Annotated in this window: 12 protein-coding genes; 5 read left to right on the plus strand and 7 right to left on the minus strand. The window is 56.0% G+C overall.

From position 1 onward, the window contains the following. A complete protein-coding gene (locus AC0L8N_RS09275; protein WP_473667359.1) occupies nt 1-717 on the plus strand; it encodes a lysophospholipid acyltransferase family protein in 717 nt (238 codons plus the stop codon). 21 nt (nt 718-738) lie between these two features. On the opposite strand, the gene gyrB is transcribed toward AC0L8N_RS09275, so the two are convergent. From gyrB to dnaA, 4 genes are all read right to left on the minus strand, one after another. Next, nucleotides 739-3,183 carry a DNA topoisomerase (ATP-hydrolyzing) subunit B gene (gene gyrB / locus AC0L8N_RS09280; RefSeq protein ID WP_473667360.1) on the minus strand — a complete coding sequence of 815 codons (2,445 nt, stop codon included), beginning with the start codon at nt 3,181-3,183 and terminating at the stop codon, nt 739-741. A 108-nt stretch (nt 3,184-3,291) separates the two neighbouring features. Then, the gene (gene recF / locus AC0L8N_RS09285; RefSeq protein ID WP_473667361.1) at nt 3,292-4,359 is read right to left on the minus strand and encodes a DNA replication/repair protein RecF; all 1,068 of its coding nucleotides are present in this window, start codon (nt 4,357-4,359) and stop codon (nt 3,292-3,294) included. Between the two features lie 15 nt (nt 4,360-4,374). Beyond that, nucleotides 4,375-5,472 carry a DNA polymerase III subunit beta gene (dnaN, locus tag AC0L8N_RS09290; protein ID WP_473667362.1) on the minus strand — a complete coding sequence of 366 codons (1,098 nt, stop codon included), beginning with the start codon at nt 5,470-5,472 and terminating at the stop codon, nt 4,375-4,377. Nucleotides 5,473-5,680: 208 nt separating this feature from the next. After that, nucleotides 5,681-7,039, minus strand: a complete 1,359-nt coding sequence (gene dnaA / locus AC0L8N_RS09295) for a chromosomal replication initiator protein DnaA (protein WP_473667363.1) — start codon at nt 7,037-7,039, stop codon at nt 5,681-5,683. Between the two features lie 204 nt (nt 7,040-7,243). On the opposite strand from dnaA, the gene rpmH reads away from it, so the two are divergent. From rpmH to mnmE, 4 genes are all read left to right on the plus strand, one after another. Then, nucleotides 7,244-7,378, plus strand: a complete 135-nt coding sequence (gene rpmH, locus AC0L8N_RS09300) for a 50S ribosomal protein L34 (protein ID WP_082989713.1) — start codon at nt 7,244-7,246, stop codon at nt 7,376-7,378. Then, a complete protein-coding gene (rnpA, locus tag AC0L8N_RS09305; protein WP_473670109.1) occupies nt 7,378-7,803 on the plus strand; it encodes a ribonuclease P protein component in 426 nt (141 codons plus the stop codon). The genes rpmH and rnpA overlap by 1 nt, the downstream gene beginning before the upstream one ends. Continuing rightward, a complete protein-coding gene (gene yidC / locus AC0L8N_RS09310; protein ID WP_473667364.1) occupies nt 7,804-9,519 on the plus strand; it encodes a membrane protein insertase YidC in 1,716 nt (571 codons plus the stop codon). A gap of 326 nt (nt 9,520-9,845) precedes the next feature. Continuing rightward, the gene (gene mnmE, locus AC0L8N_RS09315; protein ID WP_473667365.1) at nt 9,846-11,201 is read left to right on the plus strand and encodes a tRNA uridine-5-carboxymethylaminomethyl(34) synthesis GTPase MnmE; all 1,356 of its coding nucleotides are present in this window, start codon (nt 9,846-9,848) and stop codon (nt 11,199-11,201) included. A gap of 29 nt (nt 11,202-11,230) precedes the next feature. On the opposite strand, the gene AC0L8N_RS09320 is transcribed toward mnmE, so the two are convergent. Genes AC0L8N_RS09320 through AC0L8N_RS09330 form a run of 3 tightly spaced genes read right to left on the minus strand, consistent with a single transcriptional unit; the run spans nt 11,231 to nt 14,594 of the window. Continuing rightward, nucleotides 11,231-12,409 (minus strand): ABC transporter permease, encoded by a 1,179-nt coding sequence (locus AC0L8N_RS09320; protein ID WP_473667366.1) that lies wholly within the window; start codon nt 12,407-12,409, stop codon nt 11,231-11,233. Beyond that, the gene (locus AC0L8N_RS09325; RefSeq protein ID WP_473667367.1) at nt 12,409-13,137 is read right to left on the minus strand and encodes an ABC transporter ATP-binding protein; all 729 of its coding nucleotides are present in this window, start codon (nt 13,135-13,137) and stop codon (nt 12,409-12,411) included. Before AC0L8N_RS09325 ends, AC0L8N_RS09320 begins: the two co-directional genes overlap by 1 nt. Next, nucleotides 13,134-14,594: an alpha/beta hydrolase gene (locus AC0L8N_RS09330; protein ID WP_473667368.1), complete on the minus strand. Its 1,461-nt coding sequence runs from the start codon at nt 14,592-14,594 to the stop codon at nt 13,134-13,136. The genes AC0L8N_RS09325 and AC0L8N_RS09330 overlap by 4 nt, the downstream gene beginning before the upstream one ends. Nucleotides 14,595-14,702: the final 108 nt, after the last annotated feature.

Raw genomic sequence — 14,702 nt, forward strand, 5'->3', positions numbered from 1 at the left:
TTGCAGCTGATTCGCTCACTGGTTTTTCAGGTTTGGTTTTTCCTTTCGGCGGTTTTTTTCGCTGCGGTTGTGGTGCTGTGTGCGCCATTAGAATACGTCACCCGGTTTTCGATAGCTCGTGGCTGGGGTCACACGATGTTATGGGGTGGACGGTTTTTTTGTGGTCTTGATTACGTCATCGAAGGGAAAGAGAACATCCCTGAGGAGGCGAGCGTGATTATGATCAAGCATTCCACGGTGTTTGAAACCTACGCGCAATTGGTCACGTTCCCGCCGCAAACCTGGGTGCTAAAGCGTGAGCTGCAATGGATACCGATATTTGGTTGGGGACTCGCGTTAATGAAACCGATCGCCATAAATCGCAGTGCGGGAAGGCGAGCAGTTACTCAGGTCATTGAGCTCGGCAAAAAAAGGTTGGCTAGCGGTATTTGGGTTTCGATCTTCCCGGAAGGTACGCGGGTAGCGTCGGGCGAGAAGAAAAAGTTTGGCGTCAGTGGTGCAGCACTTGCGGTTGAGGCGGGCTGTGTCATCGTGCCGGTCGCGCACAATGCCGGGGATTTTTGGCCGCGCCGTGGACTGACGAAAAAACCGGGATTGATTCGTTTTTGCATCGGCCCGCCAATTGATCCTGCGGGACTTACACCGAAAGAAGCGAACGAGCTTGTGCGTGAGTGGATTGAAAACAAGATGGCCGAGATCAGCGTTGCGCATCGCTAATCCCGGCCACTGGCGTTCTGTCTAAACGTCCAGGTTGGAAACGGTCAGGGCGTTTCTTTCGATAAATTCCCGACGCGGTTCAACCTGATCACCCATCAGCGTGGTGAATACTTCATCCGCTTTTATGGCGTCTTCTATTTTCACTTGCAGCAAGCGGCGTGTTTCCGGATTAACCGTGGTATCCCACAGCTGTTCGGGATTCATTTCACCGAGACCTTTGTAGCGCTGAATAGATTGACCCTTGCGAGCTTCCGCCATGAGCCAGTCGACGGCTTCGTCGAATTTGCTGATTGGCAGTTTCTTGTCGCCGCGTGCCACGTACGCATCCGGACTTAGCAGGCCACGAAGTTTGTCGTTCAGGGCCATGATGTGCCGGTATTCACTGGTATCGAAAAATTCACGTGGCAGGTACCGGGTCGTGCCTATGCCGTGCTGAACCCGAAGGATGGCAATCCGCTCACCTTCACCATCAGCGTCACCTTTCTCGAGTGCCGCGGTATAGGTAATGTTTTTGCCATTGCCGGCGCGGCCACCGTCGGCTTTGGGCAGGGCGGCGGAAAGTTTCGCGGTCCATGCTTCGAGGTCGGTCAGGTTGTCAGACTCGAGGGTGTTGCGGTGAACGGTGTCGAGTTTTGCAATCGTGCGTAGCACCGCTTCGTCGTAACGATTGGATAATCGTTCGATCATTCGCTCGACGGCAATGTATTCGTTCGACAACGTTTCAAGAGCGGGTCCGGATAAAGCAGGCGCGTCCGCGTTGACGTGAACCAATGCATTGTCGAGGGCCGCGTTCAGAAGGTGAGAGGTCAGTTCAGCGTCGTCTTTGACGTAAACCTCCTGCTTACCTTTTTTGATTTTGTAGAGCGGCGGCTGAGCGATGTAAATATGGCCGCGCTCTATCAACTCTCGCATCTGCCGATAAAAGAAGGTTAGAAGCAACGTTCGGATATGGGAACCATCAACATCAGCGTCAGTCATGATGATGACGCGGTGATAACGCAGCTTATCGGGATCGAAATCAGTGCGGCCGATACCGCAACCCAATGCGGTAATTAGTGTGCCGACCTCAGCCGATTGAAGCATCTTGTCGAAGCGGGCTTTTTCGACATTAAGGATTTTGCCCTTGAGGGGCAGAATTGCCTGCGTGCGCCGATCACGGCCTTGCTTCGCCGAACCACCTGCAGAGTCACCCTCCACCAGGAACAGTTCGGACAGCGCCGGGTCTTTTTCCTGGCAATCGGCAAGCTTGCCGGGTAGTCCGGCGATGTCGAGTGCGCCTTTACGGCGAGTCATCTCGCGCGCCTTGCGGGCGGCTTCACGGGCACGGGCAGCATCGATGATCTTGCCAACAATGGCTTTCGCTTCCTGCGGGTTTTCCAGCAGGAAGTCTTCCAGCCGTTCAGCCATTGCTGATTCGACGATGCCTTTAATTTCTGACGAAACCAATTTATCTTTGGTCTGTGACGAAAACTTGGGGTCGGGTACTTTGACGGACAGCACCGCTGTCAATCCTTCCCGCGCGTCGTCGCCGCTCGGCGTGAACTTGTCTTTGGGGCCCGTCATCTCCCTTTCTATATAACCGTTCAGGGTGCGGGTCAGTGCACTGCGGAAACCGGCCAGGTGAGTACCGCCATCTCGCTGCGGAATATTGTTCGTGTAGCAGAACATGTTTTCCTGGTAGGTGTCGTTCCACTGCAGCGCCACTTCAACCCCAACGTGATCCCGTTCCAGGACGAAGTGGAAGACGGACGGGTGGATTGTTTCCTTGTTCCTATTAAGGTGCTCAACGAAGGCCCGGATACCGCCTTCGTATTCGAAGGTGTCCCGACGCTCATTGCGTTCGTCAATCAGCTCAATGCGAACACCGGAGTTAAGGAACGACAGCTCGCGTAAGCGCTTGGCGAGGACGTCGTAATGAAACTCGATATTCGTGAACGTCTTGTTACTCGGCTTGAACCGAAGGGTCGTTCCGGTCTTGTTGCTATCGCCGATGATCGCTAGAGGCGCAACAGGCTCGCCGCCGCGGTATTCCTGCTGGTGTACTTTGCCGTTGCGGTGAATCGTGAGCACCAGGTGCTCCGACAGGGCGTTTACAACCGAGACGCCAACGCCGTGCAGGCCGCCAGACACCTTATAGGAATTATCGTCGAACTTACCGCCGGCATGCAGCACGGTCATGATGACTTCGGCAGCCGAACGGCCCTCTTCGGGGTGTATGTCTACGGGAACGCCACGACCGTCGTCAGTAACCGTTACCGATTCGTCAGCATGGATGCTGACCGTTATGACACTACAATGGCCGGCGAGGGCTTCGTCGATGGAATTGTCGACCACCTCGAAAACCATGTGATGCAAACCAGTGCCGTCATCGGTATCGCCGATGTACATTCCCGGCCGTTTTCTGACGGCCTCAAGGCCTTTTAAAACCTTGATGTTACTGGAGGTATATTCGATATCCTCTGCCATTACCTGTCCTCAAAAAGCTAGCCGGGCATTGTACCAGTTTGGCGCCCGTCAGGGGCTGTCTTTAGGGCACTTTGCAAGGGTTGAGCGGGCCGAACGCCGGGCAGCAAGCTAGGTAGGCTCGGCAGGGTGTAACTGCCCTTGTTCCACGTGGAACAGGGCGTAGTCTGCGGGTAGTGGCACCGCATTGACACTTAATGCCGTCGCAATCACCTGGCCGTTCAGAGAGCCCACCGCCGACATCAACTTGCTCAATGAGTTCTGATCCAGTTCCGCCGCTGGGTCATCGAGCAAGAGCAACGGCACGCGGCCTAAGGCATCGCTGGTTACCCGCAAGGAGCCCAATACCATCGCGCAAGCCAGCAGCTTCTGTTGGCCGCGGGAAACCAGCCGTTTCGCGAGTCTATCCTCAACCCGTAAACGCAGATCACCTCTATGAGGCCCCACATTGGTAGTGCCCGTCGCAACATCGCGAGATCGCCCGGCTAATAATTGCGCTGCAAGTTCCGAACCATCAGACCAGCCGCGTTGGTACTCAAAGCGGGCTCCAGTGCCCAGTAAACCGGTCGCGTCTTGTTCCAGAACCGGAATTGCCGCGTCCAACACCTTCGTTCTAGACTCGTGCAAGGCCAAGGCAGCGTTCACAAACTCCCGATCCCAGCTGTCCAGGGAGGCCCCACCGTTCTTGAGCACTGCGTTTCGTTGCTTCAGAGCACGGCGAAACCGCCGCCAAATATCAAGATAGCCACGTTCCACGTGGAACGTCATCCAATCCATGAAGCGTCTGCGCTGATCCGGCGAACCCCCAACCAACTCATGAACATCAGGGTCAATGATCTGTAACGGCAACACATCAGCCAACGCCGCCGTGCCACCATCCCGATCGCCATCCACGCTGATCTCCAGCCCCGACTTGCCGTTCCTAACCCCGAGTCGGCGGTTACGCCCAGAAACCTCAACGTTTCCCCGCAACAAAAACTCAGCATTGCCGTAACGAATCAGGTCCCGAGTACTGGCACCACGGAAAGACCGCCCACGACCCAAGTAAGCGACAGCCTCGAGGAGGCTCGTCTTACCGGAGGCATTTGCTCCGCAAACCAGAGAGAAGGAGGGATGCGGTTGAAATTCAACCGCACCCAGGCACCTGAAGTCGGTGCACGAGAATTGACGCAGCGGCAAGAGACCGCCCGCGGACTACAGACGCATCGGCATAACGACGAACCGCGTGTCGTCAGAATCCGGCTCACGAAGCAAACAACTGGAATTACTGTCCTGCACAGACAATGTCACCTGATCCGCTTCAATCGCACCAAGCGCGTCCAGAAGGTAATTCACGTTAAAACCAATCTCGATATCCGCACCACTGTACGCAACCTCGATCTCTTCCTCTGCTTCTTCCTGTTCCGGGTTGTGCGCCTGAATGGTCACACCACTGTCCCGAATAATCAGCCGAATACCCCGGTACTTTTCATTCGACAGAATCGCCGTTCGCTGCAGAGCACTTCTCAACACCAGGCGATCCGCCGACAACTGGTTACTGGTGTCCTGCGGGATAACCCGCTCGTACTCTGGAAAACGCCCGTCTATCAATTTAGAGGTGAACCGGATCCCGTCCAGCTGAACCCGAATATGATTGCTGCCGAATTCCAGCGAAACCGCTCCTTCGCCTGACAACAAACGTTGCAGCTCCAGAACACCTTTCCGCGGCACAATAACCTGCTGTTCACTCAACTTCGCACCGATAACTTCCTGCTGACACAACGCCAAACGATGCCCATCCGTCGCCACCGCCCGCAGAAACTTATCGCCGGTTTCCAGCAGCAAACCGTTCAGATAATACCTAACGTCTTGTTGTGCCATGGAAAAATGAGTTTTCTCAAGCAACTTAACGAGAATGCTTTGTGGCACATCAACCGTCTGCGACGAGTTAATATCCTCAACCGTCGGAAATTCCGCAGCCGGCAATGTAGTTAACGAAAACTTGCTGCGACCGGACTTAATGGAGATCTTCTCCCCACTCCGACTAATCGATATCACGGCCTTTTCCGGAAGGGCCCGGCAGATATCCAGTAATTTCCGCCCGGGAACGGTAACTTCACCCGCCGTATCAACCTCGACATCAGCGCACGCCACTAACTCAACTTCCAGGTCTGTCGCTGTAACCGCCAACTGTCCGTTTTTTGCCACCAACAAAACGTTTGCCAAAATTGGCATAGTCTGCCGACGTTCAACAACACCAATTACCGCCTGTAACGGTTTCAGCAGAGTTTCGCGAGCCGCGCTTAACTTCATGAAAGCCACCTGTTAATAAATATTGAATATAAAACTATATTTACTATTATTAAGCAGACCAAGTCTTGTGGATAACTTTATAATAGTACGTTTAATCAACGACTTGCGCCCGTTTTTCTTTGTTCCAACCCGGTGTGTGAACACGGTCGAGCTTGTGGTTTAGCTGTGGATAAAAAGCCATGCAAAAGTTGTACACGACTTATCCACATCATCCTGTCAGAGTTCTGAGCAAATTCAAGTAGTCATCGTCCAGTCGCTTTTCGACTTCCCGGAGACTCGCAATCCGCCGACAACCGTGCAGCACTGTCGTATGGTCGCGACCGCCAAAAGCGTCGCCTATCTCCGGCAAACTGTGATTGGTCAATTCTTTCGCCAGCGCCATCGCCATTTGTCGAGGTCTAGCCACCGAACGGCTCCGCTTTTTCGACAGCAGATCAGCCACCCTCAGTTTGTAATAATCGGCAACGGTCTTTTGAATGTTCTCGATTGAAACCAACCGCTCCTGCAACGCCAGCAGGTCCCGCAGTGCCTCCTTCGCAAACTCAAGACTAATCGCTTGCCCGGTAAATTCCGAATTTGCCATGACCCTGCGCAACGCGCCCTCCAGCTCACGAACATTCGAGCGGATCCGTTTTGCAATAAAAAAGGCGACTTCTTCGGGTAACGCCACCCCCGCGGCTTCCGCCTTACTCATCAAAATTGCGACGGACGTTTCAAGCTCAGGCGGCTCTATTGAAACCGTAAGACCCCAACCAAAACGCGATTGCAGCCTTTCCTCAAGTCCGTGCACCTCTTTCGGGTAACGATCGCAGGTCAGCACGATCTGTCGTTGCCCCTCGAGCAAAGCGTTGAAGGTGTGAAAAAACTCTTCCTGGGAACGCTCTTTGCCCGCGAAAAACTGAATATCATCGATCAAAAGTGCGTCAAGTGAACGGTAAGATCGCTTAAATGCCGATATCGTGTTGTGTTGCAGTCCCTTCACCATGTCGCCAACGAAGCGCTCCGAGTGCACGTAACTCACCCGCGCTCCGGGATTCCTCGCGAGCATCGCGTTGCCAATCGCCTGCATAAGGTGGGTCTTCCCCAGACCAACACCGCCATAAATAAAAAGCGGGTTGTAGCTCTTGCCAGGATTCTCGCCGACCTGGCTCGCTGCCGCTCGCGCCAACTGGTTGCTCTTGCCTTCCACGAAGCTGGAAAACACGAAACCGGGGTTCAGGGTACTGACGACCGGATCTGCTGCGGCACCGGCACCGGCACCCCCAAAGGAACGACCCGGTGACCTGTTTGGCTTAACCTCAGGCGCCACTTGTCTCGAGCCAACCTCGATCACGACCACCATGGCGTCGTCAATCGCGCCTACCAACTTGTGAATCTGTTCTATGTAATGCTGTTTCAGCCAGTCCACAACAAAGCGGTTAGGTGCCAGCAACCGCAAGGTCTGCTCACTTTCCACGGCCTGCAAAGGCCTGATCCAGGTGTTGAACTGTTGCTCTGGAAGCTCCGCCTGGAGGTCGCGAACACAGCGATTCCAAAGCGACGAATTGCCCTGCAATTGAGCCCCCAAGGGTATAAACCTGAAAGAAAACCGCCGATTGGCGAGTGGACGCGCCAGTCTATACCGTCTAACGGGGTCGCGCCAGCAACCGAGCTCCGTGCAAAAAGGCGAACCAAAGCAGCCTTCTATTGACACAAATTAAGGCGCCGCGTACCCTTGCCGGCTCTTTTTAAGCCGGGGATAAACCCTGGTCGATTTACAGGTATCCGGCACATGAAACGCACGTTCCAGCCCAGCACCCTCAAGCGGGCCCGTACCCACGGCTTCCGCGCTCGCATGGCAACCAAAGCCGGCCGCCTCGTCCTGAAGCGTCGTCGCGCAAAAGGCCGAGCGCAGCTAACACCGTAATTACCCGCGAACCGGACAACGTCACGTCACGCCATTCTGGCAGGGACTCTGACGCAGCACCGTTCTCGTTCGGACTTAACCGACGCCTTCCCAATAAAGCCGCCTTTAGCCGAGTTTTCGCGAAAGCGCGCCGCAGCAGCGATCGATGTTTTACTGTCCTGTACCGACCCAGCGAGCAACCCGCTGCACGGCTCGGTATGGCTATCGCGAAAAAAAATTGTCCGAAAGCGGTAGCAAGAAATCGTCTGAAACGCATAATACGCGAATCATTTCGTATGCATCAGGCGAGCCTGGCTGGTATCGACATCGTCGTTCTCAACAGGCCGGGCGCTGAACGCATGAATAACTCCGAGCTTTTCACGAGCCTTGCCCGGCATTGGCGGGCTTGCCAAACCACCGCACAGCGCGGGCAGGAAAACCGCTAAATGGAAAATCAAAGACTGCTGATTTGGGCTACGTTCGGCCTCATGTTGTGGCTCAGTTATGAAGCGTGGATGCAGGACTACGGCCCTGCGCCGCAAGCCGCAACCAGCAGCGAAACTACCAGCGCTCCCTCTGAACCATCAGTAACAGATGATTTGCCGCAATTGGCCGCGACTGCAGACGCCGCGACCGCTGACGGACCGAGCCTGATGGAACCGCAAGCGCAAGCGACCGCATCAACAACGGCAGCGCCAACCGTGCACATATCTACCGATGTGCTGGATCTGACCATTAGCTTGCGCGGCGCCACGATCACCGACGCTCACCTCAAGAAATACCCGATCGCCAAAGATCAACCGAACAAAGTGATCGCTCTGTTGAGCACCGAGAGCGGTGAAACGGGCGCATTGCAAACGGGATTGCGGGCAGCCGATGGTGCGCCGGAAGCCAACCACCTGACCACCTTCAGTACTACTCGCGCCGACTACGAGCTTTCCGGCGATGTACTTGAAGTACCTTTTACCTGGACAGACGAAAGCGGTCTCGTCGTTGAAAAACGGTTTCGTTTCTCGCGAGGCAGTTATCGAATAGACGTCGTCCAAACTGTTCGTAACGGCTCCGCCTCCGTATGGCGCGGCGCGAGTTACGCGCAACTCCAGCGGCGCTCCAAAGCGGCCGACCGCTCTATGTTCAATGTCGACTCTTATTCCTTCGATGGCCCGATCATTTACGACGGAGAAAAGTCCACCAAACTGCAACGCGACGACCTTCTGTCTGATGGTGCCTACAGCGTCACCGCCAGCGACGGCTGGGTCGCCGCCATCGAACACCATTTCCTGAGCGCCATTATTCCGCCGAAAGCAGACGCTCAGCGATACAACATCGCGATCAGCAACGATGTCGTCGTTGCCAGCACCATCGGCCCCGCGCAACGCATTGCGCCTGGCGCAGAAATGGAGTTTCCGACGACGTTGTTTGTCGGTCCGAAACTCCAACGGCAACTGGACCAGATATCTCCAAAACTGAAACTGACCGTCGACTACGGATGGTTGACGCTTATCTCCGGACCGTTGTTCTGGTTGTTGAGTAAAGTGCATACGCTGGTGCAGAACTGGGGCCTGGCGATTATTCTCGTCACCATTCTGATCAAGCTCGCGTTCTACAAGCTCACGGAAGCCAGTGGCCGTTCCATGGCGAAGATGCGCAAAATACAACCGCGCATGAAGGCCCTTCAGGAGCGTTATAAAGACGACCGCCAAGGCCTGAGTCAGGCCATGATGGATCTCTACAAGCGAGAGAAGGTCAACCCGGCTGCGGGCTGTCTGCCGATTCTGATTCAGATGCCGTTCTTCCTGGCCTTCTACTGGGTGTTGCTCGAAAGCGTTGAAATGCGCCAGGCACCCTTCGCGCTGTGGATCACCGACCTGTCATCGCGCGACCCGTATTTCATCCTGCCCATCATCATGGGCGTCGCCATGTTGTTTCAGCAACGACTGAATCCGGCGCCAGCCGATCCGATTCAGGCACGGGTCATGCAAATAATGCCCATCGTCTTCACAGGCTTTTTTGCCTTTTTCCCGGCAGGCCTGGTCCTCTACTGGGTGACGAATACCTTGTTGTCCATTGCCCAGCAATGGCGCATCAACAAGGTTGTCGAACAGGAAGACAAGAAACGCAACAGCGGCCAAAAAATTAAAAAGAGCGGCGACGGCGACTGATCGATACCCTAGTTACCCGAACGGCGGCGAAGGCGCGCAACCAAGCGACCAACAGAAAGCGTCTTCACCTGAAGATCACTGTCTTCCGGTTGAGCAGAGCGGCAATAGGTTTGCCGCTGCGCCGTTCAGCTCAGCAGAGTCGCCTACGAGCGAGCGAACCACTAACCTCAGCAGTCCCAGCGACAGCGAGTTATTTCACGCAGGGCATTACGCCTTGAAGTTGGTCACGTGTTGGGCGAACAATGCTGCTGGTATTTCTCGCCGCGACACACCCGCAACGTGCGCAGACGCTTGACACCCCCGACCAGCTTCACAGAACACGCCTTATGACCGCACACGACAGCCATTACATTGCAGACACTATTGTTGCTGCTGCCACACCGCCCGGCCGCGGGGGCGTGGCCATCGTCCGTTTGTCCGGGCCCGATGCCGGCCGCATCGGCCAGCAGATGCTGAACCGACCGTTACGCCCGCGGCAGGCAGTGCTCAATACATTCTGCAGCGCGACCGGCGAAGCGCTTGATCGAGGTGTAGCGCTGTGGTTTCCAGCGCCGGCATCGTTCACCGGCGAAGACGTTCTGGAATTGCACGGTCACGGCGGACCACTGCCGGTCGCTGCGTTGATAACGGCAGCCACCGATCTCGGTGCCCGCCGCGCCGAAGCTGGCGAGTTTTCCCGACGCGCTTTCCTGAACGGCAAACTGGATCTCGCCCAAGCAGAAGCTATTGCCGATCTGATTGACAGCGGTACACAGCAAGCAGCGCGCGCGGCATTGCGAACCCTGAACGGCGACTTTTCCAATGCCGTTCACCACTTGCTCGAACAGCTCATTCAGCTGCGACTGCACGTCGAGGCCGCCATAGACTTCCCCGAAGAAGAAATCGACTTTCTCTCTGACCGCCAATTGCTCGCGCGGGTGGACACCGTCGCTGCTGCACTAACCGACCTCGGTGAACGCGCCCGCGCAGGAAGGGTCCTGCGCGACGGCTTGCAGGTGGTCATCGTCGGCGAACCGAATGCGGGCAAATCAAGTCTCTTGAATCTCCTGTCCGGCCAGGACGCCGCCATAGTTACTGAAATCGCGGGGACCACCAGAGACATACTTCGTGAACGTATCGATATCGACGGCTTGCTGGTCGAACTCATCGATACCGCGGGCTTGCGCGATAACCCTGACCGCATCGAAGCGGAGGGTATACGCCGGGCTTTAGAGGCCACCCAAACGGCAGACGCCGTCCTGTGGGTCATCGACTCCGCCAAGTATCCGAGTCAGGAGCCCACACCTCCGGCAGAAATTCCGCCTGGAATTCCTGTGCTGAAAATTCGTAACAAAATTGACCTAAGCGGAGAAGCCGCCGGTACCCAGACCACCGCGACCATTGGAATATCTGCTCAAACCGCTATCGGCGTAGATACCCTGCGAGCAGAACTAAAACGCGTTGCTGGAATCGGCGATCTCGGCGAGGGAAGTTTCACTGCCCGCCAACGCCACCTGGACGCGCTTGCGCTGGCCCACAAACATTTCAAACAAGGTGTCAGCGCTTTGCAGCAAGATGCGGCCGGCGAATTGTTTGCTGAAGAGTTACGGCTGGCGCAGGACGCGCTTGGAACGGTTACTGGCCGCTTTAGCAGCGATGACTTGTTGGGCCGTATATTCTCAGAGTTCTGTATAGGTAAATAACCCCACGCCGCGACACCGAAAACGTTCTTTTAGCCGAGCAAGCCCTCGCGTCGGTACAGACGCGCGCACAACCATGCGGTTGCTGCACCGAGCGCCAGAGTCGCACTCGCCGATACTGTAACGTGCAACAGGTTAACGGGTTCGTTGCGAATCAGGCTATTGAGTAGCAAGTGTTGACTAAGGCTTGGAATCAGCATCAGTTCAATACTTGGACGAACCTGCAAAATGCTGACTATGAGTATGGGCAACGTCGGCGCCAACAGAACGGCACTCAACCAGGTTTGTGCTTCCTTGTAGCTGCGCGTGAAGGATGCGACCAGCGTCATCAGTGCCGCCCCCAGCAGTGCAAAAGGTACCAGCAGAAAAAACGCCGTTACCACAACGAGGGGGCCAAAATTCGGCGTCATGCCAAGTTGTTCCAACGGCACGAAACGCAAGGTCACGTAAAACGAAACGAGGCTCAGGCTCAACGACAAGGCCATGAACAAACAGGCGGCGAGTATCTTGCCAACTATCAACTGGTCACGCGATACCGGCAGGCATAACAGCGGTTCGAGAGAGCCACGCTCGCGTTCCCCCGCCGTGGCATCAATGGCCAGGTTCATTCCGCCCGTTAACAAAGCGAAGATGAAAAAGTAACTCAACATGCCGAGCAATATCGCCGACCGTCCACTCGGTGTCGAAACATCAACAACGTCAATATTCAGCGGCCGCATAAGCATCGGATTAACACCGCGCAAGGACAGGCGCAGTCCCGCCAGCTCCCTGCCGTAACCGCCCAATGCACGCATTGCCCGTCGCGCTTCACGTTCCGCGCCGGTGTTGGCCTGGTCCGATATGACTTCAATTAACGCCGGCACAGCCGCTGCCAATTGCTGGCCGAACTCTTCCGGAATAATGACAACGACATCATGAGTGCCGTCCTTAACCGCTTGCAGCGCAGCCTCGCGATCAGCGGGTCCCTCAACAACCTCGATGTTTTCGCTCTCCAAATAACTCAGCAAGTTCGGTGCGTACTCTTGACCGATCACCGGCAACGACAGCGCCTCGGAATCATTGCTCAGCGACTGATTGAGTGAAAGATTAATAACGAAAGCAAACAGAATGGGCCCGAACAACGGACCCATGAGCAAGGCCGACAAAAGAGTTCGCCGGTCACGGAAATTATCCATGACCTCTTTCCTGAACACGATGCGAAGTGTGCGCATCAGGTTTCACCCGGTTTCGAAATCGCGCTTACGAAAGCATCTTCCAGGTCATCGCAGCCGGTTGCGTTCCGAATGCCGTCCGGACTGTCGTGCAAGGCAACTCTACCGTCCGCGATAATGACGATCTCATCGCATAGCGCCGCCACTTCCTGCATGACGTGACTGGAAAACAACACACAGCGCCCTGCGTTTTTTAGTGTACGTACGAGCTCCCGCAAGGAGCGCGTTGCCATAACATCAAGACCGTTACTTGGCTCGTCGAGCACCACATTCTGGGGGCCGTGCACCAACGCCCGAGCGAGCGCGACTTTGGTTTGTTGGCCCTGCGAAAAACCGCGGGTCCGGCGATCGGCAAAGTCACGCAGATCGAGTTCGTCAATCAGGCTTTCAATTCGTTCTTCAATGCTGTCTTCCGCCACGCCATACAAGCGGGCGTAATAACGAATGTTCTCGCGGGCCGTGAGATGCGGATAAAGTCCTGAGCCGTGTGGCAGTGTGCCAATCTTGCCGCGTGCTTTGAGGCTGTCGTTGACCACATCGACACCATCAATGGTCGCTGTGCCGCTGTCCGGTTTCAGTACCGTGTAAAGGATGCGCAGAGTGGTCGATTTGCCGGCGCCATTCGGTCCAAGCAGGCCCGTAATCCGGCCGTCATCCGCCGAAAAACTAACGCCATCGACAGCCTGGACGGCACCAAACGATTTACGCAGATCGTTAACTTCAATCATGGCGCCGGCCCCGAAAAGTCGAGAAAGAACGGCATCGCGAACATTTGCTTTTCGAGGCAGCTCGCGTCGAGGTCCTGCACTGAAGCTGTATCCACAAACTCAGCGATGAGGTCAGGTACACAACCGCGCGACACGAGGCCATGACCCTGATTTCTGCCGACAAGGTGCCGGGCGTTGCGTAGCTCGACGGCTGCCAGTTCAGCGTATGCCGGTGGAGTGATCGGATCTGCCTCGCCTGACAGTAGAAGAACCGGCAGGTCAGTGGCGAGCGGCTGTTTGAAATCGTCGTCGATGACCCCAGCCGGCCAGACCGAACAGGCAATGCGCATGCTATCGAGTAGCACCGGACCGATATAGGTTTGCCCAAGCGCCGCCCGCTCATCCGCGCCGACCTTTACAAACGGAATATCTTCTGTGCAAACAACTGCGTTGTGCATGCCGAGACTAATCGACTCCGAGAGTGAGCCGGTATTCTGCAGATACTGTCCGGCGACAGGGGCGAAGTTGTCGCTAGCCGCTTCGTGGATCAACAAGGGCATCAATGCAATCGTACTTGGGTGGTAACTGAGTAAACGTAAAGCACCGGCAAGCTCGGCCGTGCCAAATTCGAGCGTGTCAGGCCTCCCGGTTAGCGGGTCATTCAGGGTCACCGTGACCGGCTTGGCCGCGAGCTGCGCTTTGAGTTCCGCAAACTCGGCGTCCAACTGTGGAAAACGGTCATTGCAGCCGGCGTCTTCCCGACAACGCTCGAACACGGAATCAAGTGCGCGCTGAGCTTCGATGGCAATTGCCGGGCCCAAAGCAAGCTGCGGTGGCACAACACCATCGAGAATTACGCTACGCACGGAATCGGGATAACGGCGAGCGTAATGCTGGGCCACCCGGGTACCGTAGGAAATGCCGTACACATTGAATTGTTCATAGCCCAGCGCTTCGCGCAGCGCCTCAAGGTCCTGCACGGCGATACTGGTCGTGAAATAACGCGGATCGTGCTCCAGTGCCCCGAGGCAATCGCTGGTGGCATCCAGCGTTTGCTGATCATCTATCGTCGCCGTGATCAGCGGTTCCTCGACCGCGCAATCAAGGGCGGATGATTGGCCGGTACCGCGCTGGTCGAGTAGCACGATGTCGCGCGTTCTGCGGATATCCTCAAAAGCCGTAGCAATCGCCGCGTAGAACTCGGTAGAGGCCTGACCCGGACCACCGGCGATGGGAACAAACGGGTCGGCTTGTGGCTCAAGGCTCAGGGCGGGCACAACGGCTACGTTCAAATCGATGAGTGGTGACCCGGCATCGGCCGGGTTCAAGGGTCGCAAAAGAATGCCGCAGCGAGCTTTGATGCGCGGAAAGCCAGGCCCTGCGCTGATCCGACAGTCCTGCAAATCAATGCTATCAGCGGGTGCCGCTGGCAACAGGCCCGGTAACAGGCAGAAGGCGGCAAGCAGTGCTGTTCTCAACAATCGGGCCTCGGTCGACAAGCCGCTCATCTTCCGTTTTGCGGCCAGCGGAGTCAAAAGGAGTCGACGAGGAGGGCGGCATTTCACGGGCTTTTCTGGCAAGTGGCG

The organism is Woeseia sp. D3-10 (genome assembly GCF_055809415.1).

What these genes read in the sequence shown, in the direction of transcription:
- gyrB (WP_473667360.1), bottom strand. Translation starts at nt 3,183, where the DNA reads ATGGCAGAGGATATCGAATATACCTCCAGTAACATCAAGGTTTTAAAA.
- yidC (WP_473667364.1), top strand. Translation starts at nt 7,804, where the DNA reads ATGGAAAATCAAAGACTGCTGATTTGGGCTACGTTCGGCCTCATGTTG.
- dnaN (WP_473667362.1), bottom strand. Translation starts at nt 5,472, where the DNA reads ATGAAGTTAAGCGCGGCTCGCGAAACTCTGCTGAAACCGTTACAGGCG.
- rpmH (WP_082989713.1), top strand. Translation starts at nt 7,244, where the DNA reads ATGAAACGCACGTTCCAGCCCAGCACCCTCAAGCGGGCCCGTACCCAC.
- AC0L8N_RS09325 (WP_473667367.1), bottom strand. Translation starts at nt 13,137, where the DNA reads ATGATTGAAGTTAACGATCTGCGTAAATCGTTTGGTGCCGTCCAGGCT.
- AC0L8N_RS09320 (WP_473667366.1), bottom strand. Translation starts at nt 12,409, where the DNA reads ATGCGCACACTTCGCATCGTGTTCAGGAAAGAGGTCATGGATAATTTC.
- mnmE (WP_473667365.1), top strand. Translation starts at nt 9,846, where the DNA reads ATGACCGCACACGACAGCCATTACATTGCAGACACTATTGTTGCTGCT.